The following is a 24007-nucleotide window of genomic DNA, read 5'->3' as shown; positions in this document are numbered from 1 at the left end:
TTATTTTAATGCCAGTAATGTAAGGGTTTGACCGCGCCCTTGCAAGCCCTTGTCACAAAACAGTCACCGAGTAATTTAACTCAGTCCACTATTCAAACTCGCTTTCAGACATTGTTAAGTGTTACCAAGTACGTGTGCAGGGTCTGTTTTCGTTGCTTGCCAAGCTGGATATACACTGGCGAATACCGCTAGCAATAGCGTTACTGATAGCGTAATGAAAATATCCGACCAAATGAGCTTCGAGGGTAAAAACTCAACAAAATAAACGCCTGAAAGAGGGTTGTTACCAGTTTCACTGAATATCGCATTGAAAAGATTTGGTAAGTTAATTGCTAAAAGCACGCCAACAACAGTGCCTATAAAAGACCCGATCGCAGCATACGTTATCCCCTGCAACGCAAAGGTTGCAAAAATAGTACTATCTTTTGCACCCATCGTTTTTAAAATAGCAATATCAGCTTGTTTCTCTTTAACTTCCATCACCATTGAAGAAACAATATTAAAACTAGCCACCGCGATAATAAGGAATACGACAAGAAACACAATTGTTCTAACCATTTGTATATCCTGATAAAGGCTTCCTTGTGTTCTAAACCAACTGCTTACATACACAAGATCGGGAAGTGACTGTCCAGCACTCATTGCTACATCATGCGCATTAAACACATTATCAACTTTAGCTCGCAGCCCTGTTACTTGGTCAACATCAAGTCCCAGAGCGTTTTGTAATGCCTCTAAATGAGTAAGCGCAAGCGTCTCATCAATTGGGCCGCCCATATTTATGACCCCCACTAGCACAAGTGAAATACGCTTAGGCGCGGCCAAAGGCTTCTGGGAGTGCTTGTTTGCAACTAAAACACTGACTTTATCCCCTACATCTACACCCAGTGCCTGCGCAATTTTTGCACCTAGAATTATTTCGTTTGGCGCAAGCTGAGATACATTCTTTCCTTGCACATAACTCCCTACTCCAGAGACAGTTTGATGCAATCGTGGGATCACCCCTTTTAATTGAGTTGCTTTCAGTTTGCCTTTAAATTGCACCATACCAGTCAAGTTTATTTCCGGCGTAGCAGCAATAATATTTTCATTGCTTTTTAACGTTTCTACTTTCTCAGGCCAATTCTCGATAGGTTCATAGGGCGCTTGATAACTGACATGAGGAACAACAGACAATAGCCGCTCTTCTAGCTGTTGCTCAAACCCATTAATCACAGATAACGAAATGATTAAGACAGTAACACCTAACATAACACCCAGTGTTGAAGCCTTACTCAGCAAACTGATAAGCCCTGTTTTATGCTTAGTGTGGCGAAATCGTTTACTTAAAAATGCACTAAGCATGGTCAACCTCAGCCAGCACTCCATCATCAAGCTGTACACTACGACCAAGTTTTGCGGCCAACTCTAAATCGTGTGTTACCACTACAAAGCTGGTATTTAACTGCTTATTAAGCTGCGTTAACAATTCATATATTCGTATCGCGTTGTGCTTGTCTAAATTTCCCGTTGGCTCATCAGCTAGTACTAAAGATGGTTTCGTTACCAAAGCTCTGGCTATTGCAACACGCTGGCGCTCTCCACCTGATAATTCAGAGGGTTTGTGAGTCGCTCGATTTTCGAGCCCTACTTTTTTAAGCATTTCAAGCGCTTCAGGCTGAGCTTGCTTGACACTCATTCCTCTGATCAACAAAGGCATAGCAACGTTTTCTAGGGCCGTAAACTCCATCAATAAATGGTGAAATTGATAAATAAAACCCATATGTTGATTTCTAAATTCAGCTTGCTTAGCGCGCGATAAGTTACCCACTTGAACACCCTTTATAGTGACGCGACCAGATGACGCCTTATCAAGTGTTCCTAAGATATGCAGTAACGTACTCTTACCAGATCCAGAGCTGCCAACTATCGCTAACATCTCGCCCTGTCGAACTTGTAGGTCAACACCTTTTAAAACTTCGACTTGCGCTTTACCGTCTTGATAAGATTTACCTAAATCTTGACAGTCAATAACTAAATTATTCATACCTTAATACCTCTGCAGGTAACACATTTGCAGCTTTTTTAGCGGGATACAATGTTGCGATAAAACTCAATAAAACGCTTACCAGTGCCATCGTTACAAGCCCAGATTGAGAAAAAACAACGGGCAAACGCGCTCCACCGAGTAATGACAAGCCACTAAATGCCAAAATTTCATTAATATAATTGGCAACCGCTATCCCTAGCGCAACACCTATTACCGTTCCCAAAAACCCGTTATATAGACCCTGAACCATAAATACCCGGCCTATCATTTGTGGTGTAAAACCAAGCGTTTGCAAAATAGCAACTTCCCCTTGCTTTTCACTCACCATCATCGACAACGCAGATAAAATATTAAATACAGCGACAATCACTATTAGCCCTAAAAGCAAAGACATGATCCGCTTTTCCATTGCAACCGCGGCAAACAATGTGCCTTGTTGGGATTGCCAATCATCCACCGCAAAGTCATGCTCTAACTGAGGATTAGCTGCATAGAATTCATCTAAAGCAAAAGCATCATGCAAGGTAATACTGACATCGTGTGATGCTCGGTCTGTTTTGCGCATTAGCCTCGCTAAGCTTTTTCCATCAGCAAACGCCAAAGATGTATCCGCTTCACTGCTTGAATCATAAATCGCTGCAACAGAAAAAAGTCGCTGCATTGGTACTCGACCTAAAGGCGTATAGCTTGTTACATCAGGCATTATGACGCGTATTTCATCACCAATTCCAACACCGAGTTTGCTCGATAAGTAACGGCTAATCATTAACTGATATTTACTATCAGACAAACGCGCACTACTGCCGCTATATATGTGCTGTTCTATCGGATTTGTATATCCTGCAAAAACGCCTTGTAATCTAACCCCTAACAACTCTTTATTGGTTTGTAAGATGACATCAGAAGTCAAATATGGCTGAAGGCGTTTTACCTCTTTACTGTTAGTAAGGTGCTCGATTGTTTTAGCGCTATTTTCAGAGCTCGATAATGGTGTTAGCTGAACATGCGGGATGAGATCAAGCATTGCTGTTTTGAGTGACTGCTCAAAGCCATTCATTACAGAGCTAACCGTAATCAAAGACATTAAGCCAAGCGCGATACCAGCAATCGAAAAAAATGAGATAAAAGAAATAAACGCGTTACCTTTGGCGGCTTTGGCGTATCGTAAACCGACAAACAGGCTAACTGGCTGAAACATATTTACTTTTGATTATATGTGTAGTTAATGTTGCGAATACTAACACGAATTACCCTTCAATGGGTATGCGCCAAATTGTAAAAAAATATTGAATATCCGATAGTTAAATTCAATATTTCGTGTAAAATGCGGGCAATCTCGCGGCATGGAAGTTTTATGTTGTCTTTATCTCGATTTAAGCACATGAATTTTAAGGGCGATTTATTTGGAGGAGTGACTACAGCAATCATTTCTCTACCGCTCGCTCTCGCTTTTGGTGTTGCCTCTGGTGCTGGTGCTGAAGCCGGTATGTGGGGTGCAATACTTGTAGGCCTTTTCGCTGCTCTATTTGGCGGCTCCACCTCTTTGATTTCTGAACCAACAGGTCCGATGACGGTTATTATGACCGCAGTATTGACCACCATGATGGCAAAGTACCCTGAAACTGGCATGGCCATGGGTTTTACCGTAGTCATGATGGCAGGTGCATTTCAGATATTACTCGGCACCCTAAAGTTAGGAAAATACGTCACTTTAATGCCATACAGCGTCATATCAGGCTTTATGTCTGGTATTGGTGTTATTTTGATTATTTTGCAAATAGCACCGCTATTAGGTCACAAAGCCCCGGCTGGTGGAGTTATTGGCACATTGTCGGCATTGCCCGAACTGGTGATGAATTTACATTTTTCTGAACTCCTGCTAGGTATTCTGACTTTAGGCATTCTTTTTTATCTACCCCAAAAGTATCGTCAGTATGTCCCTGCGCAATTGGTTGCGCTTGTTAGCATCACACTGTTTTCTATTGTCTTTTTTGATACTGATAGCATTCGTAGAATAGGCGAAATTCCCAGCGGTTTACCCGATATTGTATGGCCAACGTTTGGGGGGGAAGTCTTTACTGAAATGGTTATTGACGCGTTGATTTTAGGGACGCTTGGCTGTATCGATACTTTGTTAACAGCGGTTATTGGCGACAGCTTAACACGTACCGAACATAATTCAGACAGAGAGCTGCGTGGCCAAGGCATAGCAAATATGATCTCAGGCCTATTTGGTGCCCTTCCTGGAGCTGGAGCTACCATGGGCACGGTTGTGAATATTCAGGTCGGTGCTCGCTCCCCTGCCGCTGGTATTATTCGCGCACTTATCTTAATGGCGGTCGTCTTTGTTGCTGGCAGCTTAACTGAACCTATTCCAATGGCAGTGCTTGCAGGTATTGCCGTCTATGTTGGCTTCAATATACTGGACTGGAGCTTTATTCAACGCGCTCACAAACTCAGCCTAATGCAAATGGCCATTATGTATGGCGTGATGCTACTCACTGTATTTGTGGATTTAATGGTAGCAGTAGGTCTAGGTGTGTTTATTTCAAATATCATCGTGATTGAGCGTTTAAGCCAAGTTCAAGCTGAGCAAGTAAAAGCGATCAGTGATAGTGACGATGATGTTCCCATGAGTGAAGTAGAGCGTGATCTGTTCAATCAAGCAAAAGGTCAGTTACTCTATTTCTATCTGTCTGGACCCATGATATTCAGCGTCTCTAAAGCCATTGCGCGCCAGCACCGTGATATCGCCAAATACAAAGCCATGGTGCTTGATTTAAGTGATGTCGCAATGCTTGACGTCACCGTCAGCTTGGCGTTGGAAAATGCTATTATCGACGCCCTAGATGCAAACTGCGAAGTATTTATCTACTCACCTAACAAAGAAACGAGCGAACAGCTGCATCGCTTTAATATCAGAGAGCGATTGGGTATTAATGCATTTTGCAAAAGTAGAGAGCAGGCGCTCAACCTTGCCTTAGAGTCTATGCAGCCGTCGGATCAAACTGACAAACCAAGTGGTCTAATAGCAGGCGCAAACTCGTAGGGACGTATTGTCTGGGTGGATACAACGCCCAGACTCCTTCCCGTTCAGGCTTAAAATTTGGTAAGACTTCAACTAACTTACCGCTATCAAGTGCTTGATGTACATAGTAATGTGGCAACTGCACCAAACCAAACCCTTTGCTTGCAGCATCTAATAGAGCCCAGCCACTATTACAAGTTAGGTTGCCATACACCGTAACATTACGCTCAACCCCCTTGTCCCTAAAGCGCCAAGTTCTACTATTACCTATTAAACAGTTATGTTGCGACAACTCACCCAAAGTATGTGGTTGTCCAAACTTTTCAATATAGCTCGGTGCAGCGCAAACCAAGGTATTTCGCCATGTTAACCTACGCGCTTTTAATGTGGAGCTTTTAAGGTTTCCCAAACGAATAGCTACATCTATCCCCATAGACACAATATCCAACTGCTCATTAGTCAACAGCATGTCTACCGTCACTTTAGGATACTGCGCCATAAAATCATGCACTAAAGGCATAATGTAGTGCTCACCATACATTACTGGTGCTGTCAGCTTTAAAACGCCCGATGGTTGCTGATCTCTTTGTCGTAATGCCAAAGTTGCATCATCATATGCATGTTGTAAGTGCTGTGCGTGTGTTAAAAACACTTGGCCTTCTTGTGTGAGCGTTAAAGTCCGCGTCGTGCGTGTTAGCAACTGGTGGTCCAATTGACTCTCTAACTCTTTAACTCGTCGGCTCACTTGTGCCACTGATGTATTTAAGCGCTTTGCAGCAAGCGTGAATGAGCCAAGCGTTGCAACGGCAACAAACTCATCAATGCCAGTCCATCTATCCATTATTACACATATGTAAAAGTGTTTTAAAGAAACTGATATTATCAAATAAAATAATGTAATTATACTTTGAGGTCTAAATTAAAAAGGAACTCGTTATGTCTGAATTTATAAAATCAAAAGCCGCCATCGCTTGGGGACCAGGGCAGCCACTAAGCATTGAAGAAGTCGATGTTATGATGCCAAAAGCAGGTGAGGTACTAGTTAAGATCACCGCCACAGGTGTGTGTCACACTGACGCTTTTACACTATCAGGTGAAGATCCAGAAGGTGTGTTCCCCGCGATCTTAGGACATGAAGGCGCTGGTATTGTTGAAGCTGTTGGCGAAGGTGTTACAAGCGTTGCCGTTGGTGATCATGTCATTCCTTTGTATACGCCTGAGTGCGGTGAATGTAAATTCTGTACTTCAGGTAAAACTAACCTTTGCCAAAAGATCCGTGAAACCCAAGGCAAAGGCCTAATGCCGGATGGTACAACGCGTTTTTATAAAGACGGCGAGCCAATTTATCACTATATGGGCACCTCTACATTCTCTGAATATACCGTATTACCAGAAATTTCTTTGGCTAAGGTCAACCCTGACGCCCCTCTTGAAGAAATATGTTTGCTTGGCTGTGGTGTAACGACGGGTATGGGGGCTGTTATGAATACAGCCAAAGTACAAGCTGGTGATACTGTGGCTATTTTTGGGCTAGGTGGCATCGGGCTATCGGCTATTATTGGCGCAACAATGGCTGGTGCCAAGCGTATTATTGGTATTGATATTAATGAGAGTAAGTTTGCCTTGGCAACAAAACTTGGTGCCACAGATGTCATAAATCCTAAGAATTACGATAAACCAATTCAAGAAGTTATTGTCGATATGACCGATGGTGGCGTTGATTTTTCATTTGAATGCATAGGAAACGTTGATGTGATGCGCTCTGCACTCGAGTGTTGTCACAAAGGCTGGGGAGAATCTGTCATTATTGGGGTTGCAGGTGCAGGGCAAGAGATCGCAACTCGCCCATTTCAGCTTGTGACTGGTCGAGTCTGGCGTGGCAGTGCTTTTGGTGGGGTCAAAGGTCGCTCAGAACTGCCTGACATTGTTGAGCGTTACATGGCTGGCGAGTTTAAGCTCGACGACTTCATCACTCATACCATGAGCCTTGATGAAATTAACGATGCATTTGACCTGATGCATGAAGGTAAGAGCATTCGTTCAGTTGTTCATTATAAGTAAGGGAATTATATGGAACTTGTCGCCAGCAACAAAGTAGTTGGCGGCTGGCATAAGCGCTATCGCCACGCCAGTACAACTACTCAATGTGATATGACTTTCGCCATTTTTTTACCTGAAGTGGTTAATAAAGGTGAAAAAGTGCCAGTGCTTTATTGGCTTTCAGGCCTAACCTGCACTGATGAGAACTTTATGCAAAAAGCAGGAGCATTCAAAATTGCCAATGAGTTGGGTATTGCAATTGTGGCACCTGACACAAGTCCTCGAGGGGATCATATTCCGGATGACCCAAAGGGAGAATACGATTTTGGTCTTGGTGCGGGGTTTTATGTCAATGCAATCATGCCACCATTTGATAAGCATTATCAAATGTATGACTATGTCGTTACTGAGCTGCCACAACTAATTAAAAGCCACTTTCCTGTAACCCAACAGCAAGCGATTAGTGGTCACTCTATGGGGGGTCATGGCGCGTTAACTATCGGTTTGCGTAATACAGGTCAGTATTCTAGTATCTCAGCCTTCAGCCCAATTGTGCATCCTCAACAGTGTCCATGGGGCATTAAAGCCTTTACCGGCTATTTAGGAATAGATACCAAAATTTGGCAGCAATACGATGCAACCGCACTTATCTCTACACTGAAGTTTGAGTCTGCTCCTCCTATTTTAATTGACCAAGGTGATGCAGATAACTTTTTAGATGAACAATTACAACCTTGGCATATACAAAAAGCGGCGCAAAGTAACAACTATCCGCTGACGCTCAATATGCGAGAAGGCTATGATCATAGCTACTTTTTTATCAGTAGTTTTATAGATGAACATTTGCGGTTTCATGCATCGCACTTTTAATAGCCTATGGGTGAGTGTACAGGTAGTACACTCACCCAGTTTTCTCGCACGCACCTCATAATTTTATTTTTTGCTTTGCTATCTACTTTCATCAACCTGTTAATTGCTCAATAAAACATACCATCACCACTGTCGTTGCAAATTGCATGACTCTCTCCCACAATAGTAGCTAATCATCGTCTTAATTTAGGGCAAATCATGGAAGTTGAACATCAGGAAATTGCCAACTTTTTAGAAGCTTACCCTCCATTTACCGATCTGCCCTCTGAGGCATTAAATAGACTAGCCTGTCATGTTGAGGTGAGTTATTACCGCCAAGATAGCGAAATTTTTGAATATGGGCAGCAAATTACTTATCTCTATGTGATCAGATCAGGGGCTGTAGAGCTACTAAGGCGTTCTGGGGAGCTGTATCATCGTATTTCTGCAGGCGGTATTTTTGGCCATCGAGGGTTATTAATGAACCGCAAAGTCCGTTTCGATGCCAACACCTTAGAAGACACGCTGGTATATTGTATTCCTGTAGATATATTCGATGAGTATTGTAACGAATTTGAATTTTTTGCAGATTATTTTGAAGCAGATGATAACGCGCGATTGAAAATGACGGTGTCTAAACATGCTGATAGCAACGACATGACAACCGCAAAGGTAACCAAGCTCATTTTAAAAGAAGCCGTTTATGTAGACCAAAATAGTACTGTACGCCAAGCAGCGCAGGTTATGGCCGACGAACAAGTATCCTCGTTGTTAATCTATGATCCGGCTAAACCTGTGATAGAGGATCCTGAAGAAGATGATGCTCAGGTAGTTGGACTAATAAGTGATAGAGATTTACGTAGCAAAGTAGTTGCTAAAGGCTTACCTTACGACACACCAGTTGCAGATATCATGACAACCGATGTTGTTCTAATCGACTCTAACGCCTATGTGTTCGAAGCAATGATGCTTATGCTAAGAGATAACGTGCATCACTTGCCAATTGTACATAAACGCAAACCCATTGGTATGCTGACCTTATCGGACATTTTGCGCTACGAATCGCAGAGTAGCTTGTTATTTGTACAAGGGCTTATGGAGCAAAAAAGTGTTGAAGATTTAGCACATTACTCAACCCAGCTCAGTACTATTTTTACGCGCATGGTTAATGAAGACGCCAACTCACATATGATCGGTTCAGCAATGTCGGTAATAGGAAAAACTTTTAAACACAAGCTCTTAGAACTTGCTGAAGCTAAGTTGGGCCCACCACCCATTCAATACTGCTTTATCGCACTCGGGTCAATGGCACGTGATGAGCAGTTGCTTGTAACGGATCAAGATAATGCTTTAATTCTCGATAACCGTTACCAACCTGATAAGCATGGTAGATACTTTGAACAATTGGCCAAATATGTTTGTGATGGTTTAGCTAATTGCGGCTATAAGTACTGTGATGGTGGCATAATGGCGAGCAACCCTTCGTGGCGTCTAACGCTAGATCAGTGGCAAGCGCAATTTAATGACTGGATAGAAAACCCAAAACCCGAAGCACTATTGAATAGCTCAATATTTTTTGATTTAGAAGGTGTTTGGGGAGAAATAAAATGGGCAGAGCAACTTACAACCTTTGTGAGCAAAAAAGCTCAAAATACCCCAAGCTTTTTAGCGGCAATGGCTCATAACGCACTGAGAAGAACACCGCCACTTGGGTTCTTTAATGGCTTTGTGTTGGAGCAAGATGGCGAGCATAAACGTTCTATGAACATAAAAAGACGTGGTACAGCGCCACTTTCAGACTTGATACGAGTCCATGCGCTCGCTGTCGGGTCACGAAAACAAAATTCTTTTGAAAGATTACAAGATATAAACGAAGCAAATATTCTCCCTAAAGGAAAAGTGCTCGACCTTGAAGCAGCGCTTGAGTACATCGCTATTATGAGAATAAAACACCAGTCTTGGCAGATTGAACAAGGTGATAAGCCTGACAACAGTTTACCGCCAGAGACGTTATCTGAATTTGAGCAACGAAACCTCAAAGAAGCTTTTGGCGTGCTAGATAAAGCGCAAAGCTTTTTAAAATTTAGATATCAAAACAAAGCTAAAATGAAGTAATGAGGCCATTAATGACTATGCTAAGTGCTGTTGAATATCATGCAGGGTAAGATCATATCTTGGCAAGGACGCTTTAAGCGCCTAGCTGAAATTTCAAAAGACGCGCGACTGAAAAGCTTTTACCAACAAGGCGTACCCGATCCATTTTCTAGCTTAGAAAACACAGAATTTGTTGCACTTGATTTTGAAACAACCGGACTAGACCCAACCAAAGACGATATTGTTAGTGTGGGTATCGTACCATTTGACCTTAGGAGGATCCGATGTGGCCAAGCCAAACACTGGCTAGTGAAGCCCAATTGTGTGCTCGCAGAAGAGTCGGTAATTCTTCACAGGATCACCCATTCTCAAATAGAAATGGCACCTGATTTAACTCAAGTTCTAGACGAAATATTGTACGCTTTGAAAGGGAAAATCATCGTTGTACATTATCAGTTTGTCGAAAAAACATTTTTTCACGCCGCGTTGATGGCAAGATTGGGTGAAGGAATAGAGTTTCCAGTTATAGACACTATGATGGTAGAAAAAACCGCTATCAAGGAACATCGATCATGGCTTGACTGGCTCAAACGTAAGCCCATCCCTTCAATACGCTTAGCCGACTGCAGAAAGCGGTATGGATTACCCTACTACCAACCACATCATGCGTTATCTGACGCTTTAGCAACCGCAGAGTTATTGCAAGCTCAATCACAATACTGCTTAGACCCAAAAACGATGGTCAAAGACATTTGGCAATAATAAACCAATCATACTTTGACGGATCAAAAATTAAAAAAGGCGAAACTTATTCAGTTTCGCCTTTTTTGTTATTTAAAGCTGACTTGTCGGCTTCCGTATTTAACCTCAGCTGTGGATAAGAGTTTTGGTAGTTCACAATAGAAACGTTGTAACCCCTTCAACATCCAATGATGATATTTTGCTCAATATCAAGGCATTTTCGCGAAGTAATAGCGCGCTATTACAAGTAAAAATAACGCAGAGAGTGAGCGAAATAGCTTTATTGGGCACATTCACTTATGTGCAGCTGAGGTTATTTAGGTTCTGTTCTGAGACCCAACACTAAACTCACACACATCAGTAATAGTACAAACGTAAATGGCAAACCAGTAGAAATTGCACCAGCTTGCAATGCCTCTATCGCTTCAGTTCCCCCAATCCACAGCAGCGCTGCTGCAATCGCCCCTTCCGTAGTTGCCCAAAAGATACGCTGTGGCACTGGCGCATCAATTTTGCCACCTGCGGTAATACTGTCTATAACTAATGAGCCAGAGTCAGATGAGGTAATAAAAAACACTAATATCAGTACAATTGCGATCAGAGATAACACATTACTCATTGGCAAATTATCAAACATTTGAAACATTGCTAACGGTACTTCGGTCAGACCTTCAGTGCCTAACGCTCCTACCCCATTTTGAATTTGGTCAATTGCGATTCCGCCATAAATAGACATCCAAATTACAGTTACGAGCGTAGGAATAAGTAACACCGCAGTGATGAACTCTCGAATTGTACGTCCTTCAGATACTCGGGCTATGAACATGCCAACAAACGGTGACCATGAGATCCACCATGCCCAATAAAATACAGTCCACCCTTGGAACCAAGCTTCGTCTTCTCGGCCATGCGGATTACTTAAAGGAATAATGTTTTCAATGTAAGCAATTAATGTTGTGGGAATATTACCTACCGCAACAGCAAACCCAACCGCTCCAACAAAAACAAGTAACACAAAGGCAATAATCATATTGGTGTTACTAAGTACCTTAACACCACCATCGATACCACGTACAACAGAAATAATAGCCAATGCGGTAACACCAACAATGACTCCTACTTGTAGGCCTAGCCCTGCTTCAATACCAAACACATGTTCAATCCCTGCGCCTGCTTGCTGTGCACCTAACCCCAAGGATGTCGCTAAACCAAATAAAGTGGCTAATACGGCCAAGATGTCAATAATATGACCCGGCCACCCCCACGCTCTATCACCTAAAATAGGATAAAAAATAGAACGAATTGATAATGGCAAACCTTTATTGTATGCAAAAAATGCCAATGACAAAGCAACGACCGCGTATATCGCCCATGGGTGTAAACCCCAATGATACATTGTTGCGCCCATTGCCATTTTTGCTGCTTCTGGTGTATTTGCAGTTACATTAAGTGGGGTTTCATACCAACCAGTGTAGTAGGCAACTGGCTCTGCCACCCCCCAAAACATCAGGCCGATGCCCATACCAGCAGCAAATAACATGGCTAACCATGACACCCTAGAATAACTCGGTTTGGCATTCTCTCCGCCGAGGCGAATTTTACCATAAGGAGAGACAACCAAAGCAAGACAAAAGACAACAAACAAATTACCTGACCACATAAACAAAGCGTCAAAAGTACCAATGATGTCCCATTTGATGCCATCTAGAGTGGATTTCGCTACTTCAGAGTCAACAAGTAAAACAGCGACCAAAAACGCCAATATCAATCCAGCACTAACACCAAATACAGGGTTGTGAACGTCAAACCCCCACTTTTGGACATTATCTTGTCCAACCGTGTAATCGGTATTATCAATACTGTACTTATCGTGGTGATTACCCATGATATCCTCTTACTTTTCATCGTGATACGATATCGAAGGTGCCTAACATTGAGCTTGTACAATCGACTATTATTAGTGATTGTATTGTGCCAAACACTTTCGATAAGAAAACCGTAAGTAGTTCAGTTGCAACCTTTTAAAACATGTAAGCTCTGCTATTTGAGCGCGAACCACAGCTTAGGTTGTTGTATCGAAAACTCTATACTCAGCCTGTTATATGCAACGTTTGGAAGAATACAAAAAGTTACTTTTGTCACAACCCACTTCGCAGATAATACAGATATTGCAGTACAGCGTTTTGAACAGAGTGATAAAGATGGGTTTATGTTAGTTACAGCGACATCGCGATGCCTAAAGTATTGTAATTAAGATAAACCAACCAAACTGTATGTACATCAGCTTGTTATTTCAACCTCATAATCAGTCGATACAACTTGCAACCACTCTTTCTTACTAACCTCTTTTAGTTTAGGGCTTCCTATACAAAAGTAAATGGAGTCTCAATTTATATTTGAAAATCATCGTTATTGATATGAGAAACAAGTTTCAAAGAGAGGGGAATTAACAAAGCAGAAAACATCATTATGAAAAAGGCGCTCTTCCTGAGCGCCTTGCTTTGCTTAACAATTTTTATCTAGCTCAAATCTGTATATTGGTTGTTACCTGTCAATACAATGTCGTTATCAAAACCTGGGATCGACATCGACTCTTTACCAATAACCAACGCTGTCTCATCTATTTGGCCTTCACCAAATCGATAAATGAGTTGATATTGCCCCAAATCAGCCTCTTGTTGATATCGCGCTTGCGCTTGCTCTGTCAAACAGCGTTTTTGCTGGTAACCCTTAAACACTTCCTCGCTATAGCGTTTAGCTAGTAGCTTCATTGTTTGATTTGGTGAGAATACAGTTGCAGTGGCATTGTTGCCACCAAAGCCTTTTGAGTTAATAAACGCAATATCCATGTCATCGCATTCATAATGCTCAGTGCGAATATCTAAATGTTCATCGTAAACATCGTCTGCAACACTATCTATCGTTGTGATCCCGGGCATAATGTTGTGACTAAACACACCCAATGCCATTGCCAGTTGATCACCACTAGCAGGTGCGATTGTGTGGCCAACAAAAGCCTTTGGCGCTGCTATTTTCCAATTACTAATTTCAAACGCCTCGGCAACTTTATGATAAATTAACGACTCAGTAACTCTATTTTGAGGGGTACTAGAGCCATGAGCCAAAATAAAGCTTCGCTGGCGCAACGCATCACTGCCGGCTATCTGCTGAGCCAATGCAACAGATTTAGCCATAGTGATATAATTCCCAGGACCTGGCGCTGTAATTGATTTTTTAACGCCATCAGCATTAACAAAAACATCGACCACAGAACCCATTACTTGCGCCCCCATCGATAATGCTAATTCGTCATCCATTAAAATAGCAACTTGTGCCCCTTCACCGATGGTAAAACCACAGTTATCACCAAATGGACGACTTGTACGGCGATAATTAACTTCATCACTACCATCTAGTTTTTTTAGGCCCTCTTCATTCGCAAGCGCCCCCATGGTACCGAATCCCTCTATTACCTCAGGAGTTAACGCACACTCAACGCTTGCAACAATCGCAACACGCGTGCGACCAGCTTGAATATCATTCACCGCAGCACGCAGATTATATAAAAAAGTGGCACAAGCGCCTGACGTTGTAAAAGTAGTGCCCACATTGCCCGTTACGTAAGCGTTGATGAAGTCAGTCGACATTGTATTCAATCCAAGCGCTAACTGCTTGGTGCTCACACGCTCGCCTTTCATTCGTGCGCGGATCAAGCCACCAAAGCCTTCATCATTCATTTGTCCTGCAATAGAAGCTGAGTAGGTACCAATTTGGTCTGGTCGCACGCTATTCATCACTTTATGCCAGTCAAGCCCTGTTGAGCGTACCGCATCCGTTGCAGCAAAAATTGTTGCTTGCAAACCTCTTGGTTGATAACGGCTATTGTACATAGTTGAAGGGTCAAAGCCTGTAGGAAACTGACCTGCAGCTTTAACTGGGTTATCACGGTAGCTATCGTGCTTAACTTCCAATTGATCTGGTACTAATACGGCTACTGATTTTTTATCAAGCTCAGTAACTTGCCAACTGCTCGGTACCGGATTGGGCAAGTCACGTTTTTTACAAGTAAATTTTAATCCGCCGTCATCACTGCTTTTTATAGTTAACTTTTGCTGCCAATGTGTTGCATCCACATCAAAGTGATTACTTTCTATTTTACGTATAAGCGTACCAGCCTTGATTTGCTCACCAAAACGCGCTTCTACTTGCTCTTTTTCAATCGGCTCACCATCACATGTCATCAAGTTACCATCTTGATAGCGAACCAAGTTCATTAGCGTAGCTAACCCTAAAAATGTTTCTTGTCGTGCTGCGAGCGATAGCTTGTCTAATACGATACGACGAAATCCTTGATGAAATGAAGTACGCCCAGCGGCGTTAATGCCCCCCATTCCAACAATAATTGGTAATGCTGTCATTTGATTTGTTCTTTAATAGCCAAGTATGAGTTGATTTTAATTGGAACTGCAAAAACAAATAGTGCAAAATTAGCCATACAACATCATTTTTTCGCCATTTATAGGTGGTCAGTCCAGATGAATCAACCAATTCGAGTTGCATTTACGCTTTATCAACACATGCTATTTACCAGTGTGACCTTACCTGCAGAAATGCTAAGAGCGGGAGAAGCCTATGCGAAACGACATTTAACTGAAGGCTTTAGGCCTTTAAAACTATCTTGGTTAGCACAGCCAGAACTAAACATAGCGAATGAGTTAGGTATTCAACTAATGCCAACTGGGCATCTAAACGAAGTAGCAGATCAAGACTATATTATCGTACCGAGCATTTGGCGAAATCCGCGTCCAGTTATACGAAAAACAACCCAACTGGCACGCGAGCTAAAAACTAGCTGGCTAAACGGGGGCACTATTATTGGTGTCGGTACGGGTGTCTGCTTCTTAGCTGAATCAGGTTTACTTGATCATCACCCAGCCACGACCCATTGGCATTACGCCAAGCAATTTGTACATTATTATCCCAACGTGGATTTAAAACCCGACTTTTTTATCACACAGTCTGAACGTATCTACACCGTTGCAAGTTTAAACGCTCTTGCCGATGTGATCGTCCATTTAATTTCTTTATTATACGGCAAAGCTGCTGCAAACCATGTTCAGCAGAACTTTTCACATGAGATCCGCAAACCCTATGAAGAACAGCGATACCTCGAAGGCGCGGTCGATAAACACCCTGATGAACAAATTGCAGCCATCCAGTTTTGGCTAAAAAATAATTACAGTAACGAGATTTCACTAGCCGAAGTTGTAGAGCAATTCGACATGAGCCAACGCACTTTTAACAGGAGGTTCAAAGAGGCGACTGGCCAAACCGCCAACGCCTATTTACAGTCTTTGCGCTTAGAAGGAGCCAAAGAGTTACTAGCAAATAGCAATTTAACAATTCAAGAAATTGCAATCTCAGTCGGATTCAACTCTCAAGGTGCACTAACGCGCGTGTTTAGGGCACGCCTTAGTCAAACTCCTAGTGAATATAGAAAGGTCGTGCGACGAAAACTATTTTCATAGTTCGATACATAGTGTTACTTCACTGTCTTAAATTGCCTCAACCATGCACATGGCTGAGGCGAGCAAACTAGCTAGCAAATAATTTTTCTACTTAACCTCAGCTGCGGATAAGAGTTTTGATAGTTCACAAGAGAGACATTGCAACCCCTTCAATATCCAATGACGATATTTCGCTCACTACCAAGGCATTTTCGTGAAGTAATAGCGAGCTATTACAAATGAAAATAACGAAGAGAGTGAGCGAAATAGCTTTATTGGGCAAATTCTCTTATGTGCAGCTGAGGTTACTTACCTGCTAGCTGCAACGCTTGTTCATAACTTAATACACGCCCTTGTGTTATTGCGTCCAAACTAAACGTTGAGACAACAACCTTTGGTGGCACTCCTGACGCTTCAAATTCGTTACCATCTAAATCCACATATGTTTCGTTTGACACTCCAAACATAATCCCAGCCGGCATGACTACAGGTAAAACATCTGAAAGCGCTCCTTGGGTCGGCTCTCCAATATGAATAACATTTGGTAAACTGCGCATCGCCAGCGTAAATACTTCCGCTGCACTGATGGTATCTTCACTGGTTATCAAATAAACCGGCTTACTATAGCGACTGTTACTCTCATCTACGACAACTGAGATCTCTTTTGTAGGTGATTGGCCATCTGCGTTTTTAGCATACTTTTTAAATGCAACCTGAGTTTTATCAAAAAATCGCCCCGCTATACTTAATGCCACATCATCAGAACCACCCGGGTTGGTTCTAATATCAAGGATCAGTCCATCTGTTTGCTTTAAGTCTTCAAAAATAAGACTAAATTGTTTATCTATCTCTTCATTTGACAAGTAGTCCATTTGATTGATAATCAGCAGCCCCATATTTGATGGCGTTTTGCCCCATTTTAATAAAGCCCTGCCTGCAGCCTCCATCGCACTCTCATTGGTATAGCTTTTAAGGCCGTTTTCATCTGCGTAATTTTCAATAGCGCGGTTGTAGAGCGTTTCAATACTTGAGTCAATATGTAAGGGATTAAGCACATCAATTTGTTCGCGTAATTGTGGCAATGAAATGTCATGTTTTGTGTCTAAATAACTTCTTAGCTTGGAGAACTTGCGGCCAGTTTCAACAATCACATTGTCGAACAAAATAAAGCTATGAAAGTCATTCAAGGCGCTAAGCATTTGGGCAACAATTGGCAAAGTTTTTTCAATACTGTCTTGAGCATTTATTTGCGGTGAAAACAGCTCGTATTGACTTTGCCAGTCAACACCTCGCTTTGCCAAGTGCCCCTGAAACTCATCAACACTTTGCCAAACAAAATCAAAATTGAGCTGGGCGTCGTTAGAATAGCCAGGCTCATTTGTGGGGTCACATTGAGTTGGTACGTTACTTTTTCTATATACGCCGACTCGATTCATTGCCAGCTCATCAACCACCTCCCAGTCAGCTTCAATGTTATCAAAGTTAAACCCGAGCCGTTGCATATAAGTAGCATAGGATGCCCTGATCCTCGCTACACAGTGTTCACTTGTAGCTATATACTCGACGACATCTTTGCCTAAAAAATGCGCCCAACGCCCATATCCTGGCATATGCCATGCGCCAACCATGTTGGCTTGGTTAGCTAACTTTTCATTAATAGTGATCTTAACTTCGTCACTATCACTTTGGTTAGCTTTATCTTTCACTTCAAATTTAAAAACATAATCGCCCGCAAACTTGGGCATTTCAAACCAGGCATTATTCTGATCATCATCTTTTATAGTAACTGTTTGAGGACCTGAAACTTGTGTCCAACGAGTGCTCTTTATGTTGTTGTCTTTGTCTTTTGCAATCCCACTTAAGCGTATTTGCCCAAACTCAACAGGGGCCTGATCTTTACCCGCATCCGCGTCAGGTTTATGCAACTTCAGGGCATTACATCCAGACAAAACCGCCATTGTAAGCGCAAAGGTGACTAGTTTTTTTTCCATGATTATCTCACATTGATAAGTTATCTCCTGCGAGTAATGCTAACGCGCTAGCTTGTTTAACTCATTGAGTTTTTGTATGGTTTGTGATCGAATTTGTGAGAAAGTGTACGCGAATAGGAAACTAGATACATATAGCTATACTTCTCTAACACACTAGTACAAGGCTGTGTGACATAGCATTTTTCAATAGAGCCTCCACTCACTGCTAACGCCAAAACGTTAACGGTAACTGGCCCCAAGCGATCAATATTAGGCAGAGTATCAGCAACGAAATCAAAGCAACTATGTCCAACTTTTTCATCTTGTATTCGGGTGTTTTAAAAATGCAAAGATACAATGACAATGATGCAGATACTGGCAGCAACGAAGATAAGATAGCCAACAACACACTCGCGATTGTTACATCACCGAATGCCAAAAATGACTGCTGTGAATAAAAATAGGTAGGAAGAGCAAACAGACTGACATTGAGGCTAACGAAACCGATGCTTTGCAAGCCAGAGCGATTATGTGTTATCAATCTGAAGATACCAACACACAATAAATAAAGTAAAGCCAATAAGCCTAGTACCAAACTAACCCAATAGAAAAAAATGTCTAAAATAGACCCTTTTTGATATGTTTTAAGGCCATCGCTTAACATCAAATTAGCGTTTTCTAGTTGATAGACCACATGTGAAGCTTCTACGCGAGTCACATCACGAAAAAGGCGCTTACCAACGCTTACTAAATGTTTGCTGTCTGATTGCAAAGAGCTTATCGTTAAGTTATTACCTTTACCTTCAAGCCAAATAAAATTGAACAACATATCCAAAAACTCAAATTCGGCTGTATTGTTTGGTGACAGAAAGTAAATACCTGTTAATCGTTCGAGATTATTCAAGGAATTATTTACCGTCATGGGTGGTTTGTGTTTAATCGCTAATTGCCTTATAAAAAGCTGGTTAAACTTTTCATAATCTGCCGCTTCACTGTCTGTATTTATGGCATAAAAAAATCCTTTTTTCTCTTTGGGAAACAAGCATATATAGGCTCTAAAACCAAATGTAGTACCGGGGTGGCACATACCAACTACACCATGCCTATCTCTAAGCGCAAAAGCTAAGCCATGACCAACATCTAACCCGGCATTATGTGCATCTGTGTTGTGGGGATATCCAAGCATTGGCATAAGATGTGAAGCAATAAATTCCTGAGCTTTTAAACGTCCGTCACCAAGCACAAATATCATAAACTTTGCCATGTCTTTTGCAGTGGTTGTAAATTGCCCTGAACCTCTTAAGTAACCTCAGCTGCGGATAAGAGTTTTGATAGCTCAGAAGAGAGACATTGCAACCCCTTCAATATCCAATGACGATATTTCGCTCACTATCAAGGCATTTTCGTGAAGTAATAGCGAGCTATTACAAATGAAAATAACGAAGAGAGTGAGTGAAATAGCTTTATTGGGCAAATTCTCTTATGTGCAGCTGAGGTTAAGTACATAGCAACTGCACTTTGCTCAACATTATCTTCATGGTAACCCATAGCAAGTAACGGATCGGCTTTATCACCGACTTGAGAAACAAACTCAAATGTACTGTTGTTCATTGCTAAAGGTTTTAATAATTCAAAATCTAGATAACTTTCATACCTTTGCCCTGTTACTTTCTCAATAACCATTGCTAGAAGGGTATAACCCATATTTGAGTAAACATATTGGGTGCCTGGCTTAAACCTTACTTTTAATAAAGTTTCATCTTCGCCAGGAAATGCGTCAGAAAGAGGCGTATCCGCTGAAGGAGAGGTACTTAAAAATTGCCACATACGAATATTATCTAAACCAGCTGTATGGGCTAGCAAATGCTTTACCATAATTGGCGAGGTCCCCTTCCACGGGTTGTCAAAAGACAGTTCTGAGAGTAAATATTCAACGTCGGTCTCTAAAGACAACTCTCCTTGCGTTATCAAACGCAAGACACCCATTGCAATGACTGATTTAGCAACAGATCCAACGTGCATTTTATGCGTTGTTTGCATCGCCTCTGAACGTGATACATTCGCATAGCCAAAGCTACCAATATTTATCTGCTGATCTTCAATAGTGGCCCATGTGATCCCAGTCAGTTCTTCTTGTGTAATTAGCTCTTGAACCTGTTTATCAAAAGTGGGTGTGTCATCCGCATACGAATAAAGCGTCGTGATTACACTCGATGCCAATATCAATAGTTGAACTAACGCTTTATTTATCATTTCCCTGTCCTAGTCACTGCATGATTACTTCTAAATTGTTTATAACTTAATCCATTCGCCGTGAAACAAATGTGAAATATGAGATAACGTTAATTCATTTTTGACCGGCTTTAAGGCGCTTATACAGAATAAAAATGTGCTAAAAACGATATCAAAACCATTCCTATGAACAGCGACTATAAAATAGCGATTATTTGATAACAGTGAGATTGCCCGCTGGCAACGTACTCACACTCATCCCCCTTGCATTTATTGTGCATCGCCTTACCTATCGGTGAGGAAGGCGTGATAACAAGTACCAGTGCTTGTTTTAAATATATTTTCAGCCCTCCTTCACTGGGACCAAAATAAAACCAATGCACCCTGTCTTCAATATCTATCGCCTGAATTAAACTCCCTAGTACGACTTTAGGTGAGGCCTGAATATCATAACTTTGCGAAAATAACTTTATTGATTTGTGTGCTTCGTTTACTCGCTCACTTTGACCATGCGCCAAGTATCCCGACTCAATACTCAGTGAATCATATTGTGTCTCTGCTGCGCTTTGCTCATGAGTAGCGTCAGTATGAGCGCTTTTGGCAGCTTGTTTCGCGTCACTTAACTTAGCTTCTAGTGCGAATTTAATATGCTCTATCACATGGCTTTTATTCATTTAAAACGCTCACTGATTAACGAACTATATATAAAGGAAAAGAAATATTACGCTCACCTAGTTCAGGTCTCTCTATAGCAATGGTCAAATTCCATTGCATCATTTTTGATGTACACAGCCCAACCATTGCCTGCGCTTGGTACTGGGTGTTTGATAATGGTTTAAAAAACACAGGAATGTATCCCATGTCCATCGTTTCGCCGGATAACATCGCCGAATTAATACGCGCCGTAGGCGGCACGTCAATCGTCACTTGAAAAGCTTGCTCACCCACAAGCTTGCTTTTGCTGTACCAAAGCTTGATCCCATTATTGTCACTACAGGGGTTTATCGCGGTGCAATTATCTATTTGTAACGAACTTTCACTTTTTTCTGAACTTTCATGTATAATGGGCGAAGGGTCTGAGCATGCGCTCAATACACTCACAGCAACAAGTGCGTAAAACCAAGATTTGGTCATTATTTATCCGAAAAGACATTTACAAAACGGCAATATAGTAAAGTAGATTTTGTATATATTCCACAAAGGTGAATAATTGAGCAAATTTAGGGCCAAAATTTGATTGATGTCATAATTTTAGGTGTTTGAGGTATCTTTTCTTTTGCAAAAAAATTATCATTTCCTTGCAAAAATAAGGGTTTCTCAAGTTGGTTTGAAATGGATTTGAAATTTCAGATCTATTTTTAAACGAGCTTGTTGAAATAATAAGCAGGGCCTGTTTTTACAGGTAATTCATTTCTAATCGCATTAATTGCAGCGGAATCCAGAAAATGAGCCAAACAGTAGCATCACAAACTGAGTACAATTATAAAGTTGTACGCCAATTCGCTATCATGACAGTGATTTGGGGCATCGTTGGCATGGGCGTTGGTGTTCTTATTGCAGCCCAACTCGCTTGGCCAGCATTGAACTTCGACACTCCATGGTTAACTTACTCTCGACTTCGTCCGTTACATACGAACGCAGTAATCTTTGCATTTGGTACTAGTGCACTATTCGCAACATCTTATTATGTTGTTCAGCGCACGTGTCAAACGCGCCTATTCTCCGATAAATTAGCCGCTTTTACCTTTTGGGGTTGGCAAGCTATTATTGTTGCAGCAGCCATTACACTGCCTTTGGGTATTACTACATCTAAAGAGTATGCAGAACTTGAGTGGCCTATCGATATCGCAATCGCGGTTGTATGGGTAACTTATGCAGTTGTGTTTTTTGGTACACTTATCAAGCGCAAAGTATCTCATATTTATGTAGCAAACTGGTTCTATGCTGGTTTCATTATTACTGTTGCTGTTCTTCATATTGTTAACAGCATGGCTGTTCCAGTATCTTTAACTAAATCATACTCAATCTATGCAGGTGCAGTAGATGCTATGGTTCAGTGGTGGTACGGTCACAACGCTGTAGGCTTCCTTCTTACTGCAGGCTTCTTAGGTATGATGTACTACTTCGTGCCTAAGCAAGCAGGTCGCCCAGTTTACTCTTACCGCTTATCGGTTGTTCACTTCTGGGCATTAGTGTCTCTTTACATCTGGGCTGGTCCTCACCACCTACACTATACAGCACTACCTGACTGGACTCAGTCTTTAGGTATGGTTATGTCAGTTATCTTATTCGTACCTTCTTGGGGCGGTATGATCAACGGTATCATGACGTTGTCTGGTGCATGGCACAAGCTACGTACCGACCCAGTACTTCGTTTCTTAGTTGTTTCATTGTCTTTCTATGGTATGTCTACCTTCGAAGGCCCAATGATGGCAATTAAGTCTGTAAACGCGCTATCTCACTACACAGACTGGACAGTTGGCCACGTACACTCTGGTGCACTAGGCTGGGTTGCTATGATTTCTATCGGTGCAATTTACCACTTGATCCCTGCGCTATTCGGTCACGGTAACATGTACAGCGTTAAACTAGTTAACACGCACTTCTGGCTACACACTGTTGGTGTTGTTCTATACATCGTTGCTATGTGGATCTCAGGTGTAATGCAAGGTCTAATGTGGCGTGCAGTGAACGCAGACGGTACGTTAATGTACAGCTTCGTGCAATCTCTAGAAGCGTCTAAGCCGTTCTACATCATGCGCTTCCTAGGCGGTGTGTTCATCGTCGTTGGTATGCTGGTTATGGCATACAACGTGTACCGCACTGTAACGGCAAAAAGTGGCACGCTTGCTACTGACGCAAATGCGCAAATGGCTTAAGAGGTGTAGATTATGAGCAATAATAATTCAGCCAATAAACACGAAATCGTTGAAAAGAATGTTGGCCTAATGGCTATCCTAACGGTTTTCGCAATTAGCTTTGGTGCACTAGTAGAAATCACGCCGTTAATGTTCCAAAAAGACACCACGGTGCCTGTAGATGGTCTTCGCCCTCTGACTGCACTAGAAATGGAAGGTCGCGACATTTACATTCGTGAAGGTTGTTATAACTGTCACTCGCAAATGATCCGTCCTTTTAGAGATGAAGTTGAGCGTTATGGTCACTACTCTGTTGCGGGTGAGTCAGTATGGGACCACCCATTCCAATGGGGTTCCAAGCGCACAGGTCCGGACCTAGCCCGTGTAGGTGAGCGTTACTCTGATGACTGGCACTATGCACACTTAATGGACCCACGCTCAGTGGTTCCTGAGTCAAACATGCCAGCTTATCCTTGGTTAGATGAAAATGTACTAGACGGTAAGTTAACCGCCAAGAAACTTGAAGTATTCAAAGGCTTTGGTGTGCCATACACCGAGCAAGATATTCAAGGCGCAGAAGCAGCAGTGAAAGGCAAAACAGAAATGCAAGCCCTTATTGCTTACTTGCAACAACTTGGCACACACTTGAAGTAATTATT

Annotated in this window: 19 protein-coding genes; 8 read left to right on the top strand and 11 right to left on the bottom strand. The window is 42.0% G+C overall.

All coding sequences use genetic code 11. From position 1 onward, the window contains the following. Nucleotides 1-114 precede the first annotated feature (114 nt). The 3 genes from GDK41_RS07235 to GDK41_RS07225 are packed head-to-tail and all read right to left on the bottom strand — an operon-like array spanning nucleotide 115 to nucleotide 3227. Nucleotides 115-1344, bottom strand: coding sequence for a lipoprotein-releasing ABC transporter permease subunit (locus GDK41_RS07235; protein WP_152085772.1), 1230 nt, complete (start codon nucleotides 1342-1344; stop codon nucleotides 115-117). Further along, on the bottom strand, nucleotides 1337-2026 hold the full coding sequence (gene lolD, locus GDK41_RS07230) for a lipoprotein-releasing ABC transporter ATP-binding protein LolD (protein WP_152085771.1): 690 nt from the start codon (nucleotides 2024-2026) through the stop codon (nucleotides 1337-1339). The genes GDK41_RS07235 and lolD overlap by 8 nt, the downstream gene beginning before the upstream one ends. Beyond that, on the bottom strand, nucleotides 2019-3227 hold the full coding sequence (locus GDK41_RS07225) for a lipoprotein-releasing ABC transporter permease subunit (RefSeq protein ID WP_152085770.1): 1209 nt from the start codon (nucleotides 3225-3227) through the stop codon (nucleotides 2019-2021). Before GDK41_RS07225 ends, lolD begins: the two co-directional genes overlap by 8 nt. A gap of 156 nt (nucleotides 3228-3383) precedes the next feature. On the opposite strand from GDK41_RS07225, the gene GDK41_RS07220 reads away from it, so the two are divergent. After that, complete coding sequence (locus GDK41_RS07220) at nucleotides 3384-5078, top strand: SulP family inorganic anion transporter (protein ID WP_172971569.1); 1695 nt, start codon at nucleotides 3384-3386, stop codon at nucleotides 5076-5078. Here GDK41_RS07220 and GDK41_RS07215 read toward each other — a convergent pair. Further along, complete coding sequence (locus GDK41_RS07215) at nucleotides 5017-5898, bottom strand: LysR family transcriptional regulator (RefSeq protein ID WP_152085769.1); 882 nt, start codon at nucleotides 5896-5898, stop codon at nucleotides 5017-5019. The genes GDK41_RS07220 and GDK41_RS07215 overlap by 62 nt on opposite strands. A 95-nt stretch (nucleotides 5899-5993) precedes the next feature. On the opposite strand from GDK41_RS07215, the gene GDK41_RS07210 reads away from it, so the two are divergent. The 4 genes from GDK41_RS07210 to GDK41_RS07195 all read left to right on the top strand — a co-directional run bounded on the left by GDK41_RS07210 (nucleotide 5994) and on the right by GDK41_RS07195 (nucleotide 10802). Continuing rightward, nucleotides 5994-7118: an S-(hydroxymethyl)glutathione dehydrogenase/class III alcohol dehydrogenase gene (locus GDK41_RS07210; RefSeq protein ID WP_152085768.1), complete on the top strand. Its 1125-nt coding sequence runs from the start codon at nucleotides 5994-5996 to the stop codon at nucleotides 7116-7118. 9 nt (nucleotides 7119-7127) lie between these two features. After that, complete coding sequence (gene fghA, locus GDK41_RS07205) at nucleotides 7128-7967, top strand: S-formylglutathione hydrolase (RefSeq protein ID WP_152085767.1); 840 nt, start codon at nucleotides 7128-7130, stop codon at nucleotides 7965-7967. Nucleotides 7968-8165: 198 nt separating this feature from the next. Further along, nucleotides 8166-10061: a DUF294 nucleotidyltransferase-like domain-containing protein gene (locus tag GDK41_RS07200; protein ID WP_152085766.1), complete on the top strand. Its 1896-nt coding sequence runs from the start codon at nucleotides 8166-8168 to the stop codon at nucleotides 10059-10061. A 39-nt stretch (nucleotides 10062-10100) separates the two neighbouring features. Then, nucleotides 10101-10802, top strand: coding sequence for a 3'-5' exonuclease (locus GDK41_RS07195; protein WP_152085765.1), 702 nt, complete (start codon nucleotides 10101-10103; stop codon nucleotides 10800-10802). Between the two features lie 292 nt (nucleotides 10803-11094). Here the strand turns inward: GDK41_RS07195 and GDK41_RS07190 are convergent, their stop codons facing one another. Continuing rightward, complete coding sequence (locus tag GDK41_RS07190; protein WP_152085764.1) at nucleotides 11095-12666, bottom strand: BCCT family transporter; 1572 nt, start codon at nucleotides 12664-12666, stop codon at nucleotides 11095-11097. Nucleotides 12667-13300: 634 nt separating this feature from the next. Next, nucleotides 13301-15199 carry a beta-ketoacyl synthase gene (locus GDK41_RS07185; RefSeq protein ID WP_152085763.1) on the bottom strand — a complete coding sequence of 633 codons (1899 nt, stop codon included), beginning with the start codon at nucleotides 15197-15199 and terminating at the stop codon, nucleotides 13301-13303. A gap of 117 nt (nucleotides 15200-15316) precedes the next feature. On the opposite strand from GDK41_RS07185, the gene GDK41_RS07180 reads away from it, so the two are divergent. Further along, entirely contained in the window at nucleotides 15317-16309 is a 993-nt protein-coding gene (locus tag GDK41_RS07180) for a GlxA family transcriptional regulator (RefSeq protein ID WP_152085762.1), read from the top strand. 284 nt (nucleotides 16310-16593) lie between these two features. Here GDK41_RS07180 and GDK41_RS07175 read toward each other — a convergent pair whose 3' ends face one another. The 5 genes from GDK41_RS07175 to GDK41_RS07155 all read right to left on the bottom strand — a co-directional run bounded on the left by GDK41_RS07175 (nucleotide 16594) and on the right by GDK41_RS07155 (nucleotide 21624). Beyond that, the gene (locus GDK41_RS07175; protein ID WP_152085761.1) at nucleotides 16594-18279 is read right to left on the bottom strand and encodes a S41 family peptidase; all 1686 of its coding nucleotides are present in this window, start codon (nucleotides 18277-18279) and stop codon (nucleotides 16594-16596) included. Nucleotides 18280-18484: 205 nt separating this feature from the next. After that, nucleotides 18485-19510 (bottom strand): hypothetical protein, encoded by a 1026-nt coding sequence (locus GDK41_RS07170; protein ID WP_232056543.1) that lies wholly within the window; start codon nucleotides 19508-19510, stop codon nucleotides 18485-18487. Nucleotides 19511-19650: 140 nt separating this feature from the next. After that, nucleotides 19651-20511 carry a serine hydrolase domain-containing protein gene (locus GDK41_RS07165; RefSeq protein WP_152085759.1) on the bottom strand — a complete coding sequence of 287 codons (861 nt, stop codon included), beginning with the start codon at nucleotides 20509-20511 and terminating at the stop codon, nucleotides 19651-19653. Nucleotides 20512-20687: 176 nt separating this feature from the next. After that, a complete protein-coding gene (locus GDK41_RS07160; protein WP_152085758.1) occupies nucleotides 20688-21164 on the bottom strand; it encodes a GreA/GreB family elongation factor in 477 nt (158 codons plus the stop codon). Nucleotides 21165-21180: 16 nt separating this feature from the next. Then, nucleotides 21181-21624 carry a hypothetical protein gene (locus tag GDK41_RS07155; protein ID WP_152085757.1) on the bottom strand — a complete coding sequence of 148 codons (444 nt, stop codon included), beginning with the start codon at nucleotides 21622-21624 and terminating at the stop codon, nucleotides 21181-21183. A gap of 311 nt (nucleotides 21625-21935) precedes the next feature. On the opposite strand from GDK41_RS07155, the gene ccoN reads away from it, so the two are divergent. Then, nucleotides 21936-23369 carry a cytochrome-c oxidase, cbb3-type subunit I gene (ccoN, locus tag GDK41_RS07150; protein ID WP_152085756.1) on the top strand — a complete coding sequence of 478 codons (1434 nt, stop codon included), beginning with the start codon at nucleotides 21936-21938 and terminating at the stop codon, nucleotides 23367-23369. Between the two features lie 12 nt (nucleotides 23370-23381). Beyond that, complete coding sequence (gene ccoO, locus GDK41_RS07145; RefSeq protein WP_152085755.1) at nucleotides 23382-24002, top strand: cytochrome-c oxidase, cbb3-type subunit II; 621 nt, start codon at nucleotides 23382-23384, stop codon at nucleotides 24000-24002. The last annotated feature ends 5 nt before the right edge of the window (nucleotides 24003-24007 follow it).

The sequence above is a fragment of the Pseudoalteromonas sp. A25 genome, from assembly GCF_009176705.1.
In the GTDB taxonomy this organism is placed as follows: Bacteria; Pseudomonadota; Gammaproteobacteria; order Enterobacterales; family Alteromonadaceae; genus Pseudoalteromonas.
Note: the sequence above shows the minus strand (reverse complement) of the source record. Positions and strands in the feature narration are given on the sequence as shown.

What these genes read in the sequence shown, in the direction of transcription:
- GDK41_RS07155 (WP_152085757.1), bottom strand. Translation starts at nt 21,624, where the DNA reads ATGACCAAATCTTGGTTTTACGCACTTGTTGCTGTGAGTGTATTGAGC.
- GDK41_RS07180 (WP_152085762.1), top strand. Translation starts at nt 15,317, where the DNA reads ATGAATCAACCAATTCGAGTTGCATTTACGCTTTATCAACACATGCTA.
- fghA (WP_152085767.1), top strand. Translation starts at nt 7,128, where the DNA reads ATGGAACTTGTCGCCAGCAACAAAGTAGTTGGCGGCTGGCATAAGCGC.
- GDK41_RS07195 (WP_152085765.1), top strand. Translation starts at nt 10,101, where the DNA reads ATGCAGGGTAAGATCATATCTTGGCAAGGACGCTTTAAGCGCCTAGCT.
- GDK41_RS07165 (WP_152085759.1), bottom strand. Translation starts at nt 20,511, where the DNA reads ATGATAAATAAAGCGTTAGTTCAACTATTGATATTGGCATCGAGTGTA.
- GDK41_RS07235 (WP_152085772.1), bottom strand. Translation starts at nt 1,344, where the DNA reads ATGCTTAGTGCATTTTTAAGTAAACGATTTCGCCACACTAAGCATAAA.
- lolD (WP_152085771.1), bottom strand. Translation starts at nt 2,026, where the DNA reads ATGAATAATTTAGTTATTGACTGTCAAGATTTAGGTAAATCTTATCAA.
- GDK41_RS07225 (WP_152085770.1), bottom strand. Translation starts at nt 3,227, where the DNA reads ATGTTTCAGCCAGTTAGCCTGTTTGTCGGTTTACGATACGCCAAAGCC.
- GDK41_RS07185 (WP_152085763.1), bottom strand. Translation starts at nt 15,199, where the DNA reads ATGACAGCATTACCAATTATTGTTGGAATGGGGGGCATTAACGCCGCT.
- ccoO (WP_152085755.1), top strand. Translation starts at nt 23,382, where the DNA reads ATGAGCAATAATAATTCAGCCAATAAACACGAAATCGTTGAAAAGAAT.
- GDK41_RS07175 (WP_152085761.1), bottom strand. Translation starts at nt 18,279, where the DNA reads ATGGAAAAAAAACTAGTCACCTTTGCGCTTACAATGGCGGTTTTGTCT.
- GDK41_RS07215 (WP_152085769.1), bottom strand. Translation starts at nt 5,898, where the DNA reads ATGGATAGATGGACTGGCATTGATGAGTTTGTTGCCGTTGCAACGCTT.
- GDK41_RS07210 (WP_152085768.1), top strand. Translation starts at nt 5,994, where the DNA reads ATGTCTGAATTTATAAAATCAAAAGCCGCCATCGCTTGGGGACCAGGG.
- GDK41_RS07200 (WP_152085766.1), top strand. Translation starts at nt 8,166, where the DNA reads ATGGAAGTTGAACATCAGGAAATTGCCAACTTTTTAGAAGCTTACCCT.
- GDK41_RS07220 (WP_172971569.1), top strand. Translation starts at nt 3,384, where the DNA reads ATGTTGTCTTTATCTCGATTTAAGCACATGAATTTTAAGGGCGATTTA.
- GDK41_RS07170 (WP_232056543.1), bottom strand. Translation starts at nt 19,510, where the DNA reads ATGATATTTGTGCTTGGTGACGGACGTTTAAAAGCTCAGGAATTTATT.
- ccoN (WP_152085756.1), top strand. Translation starts at nt 21,936, where the DNA reads ATGAGCCAAACAGTAGCATCACAAACTGAGTACAATTATAAAGTTGTA.
- GDK41_RS07160 (WP_152085758.1), bottom strand. Translation starts at nt 21,164, where the DNA reads ATGAATAAAAGCCATGTGATAGAGCATATTAAATTCGCACTAGAAGCT.
- GDK41_RS07190 (WP_152085764.1), bottom strand. Translation starts at nt 12,666, where the DNA reads ATGGGTAATCACCACGATAAGTACAGTATTGATAATACCGATTACACG.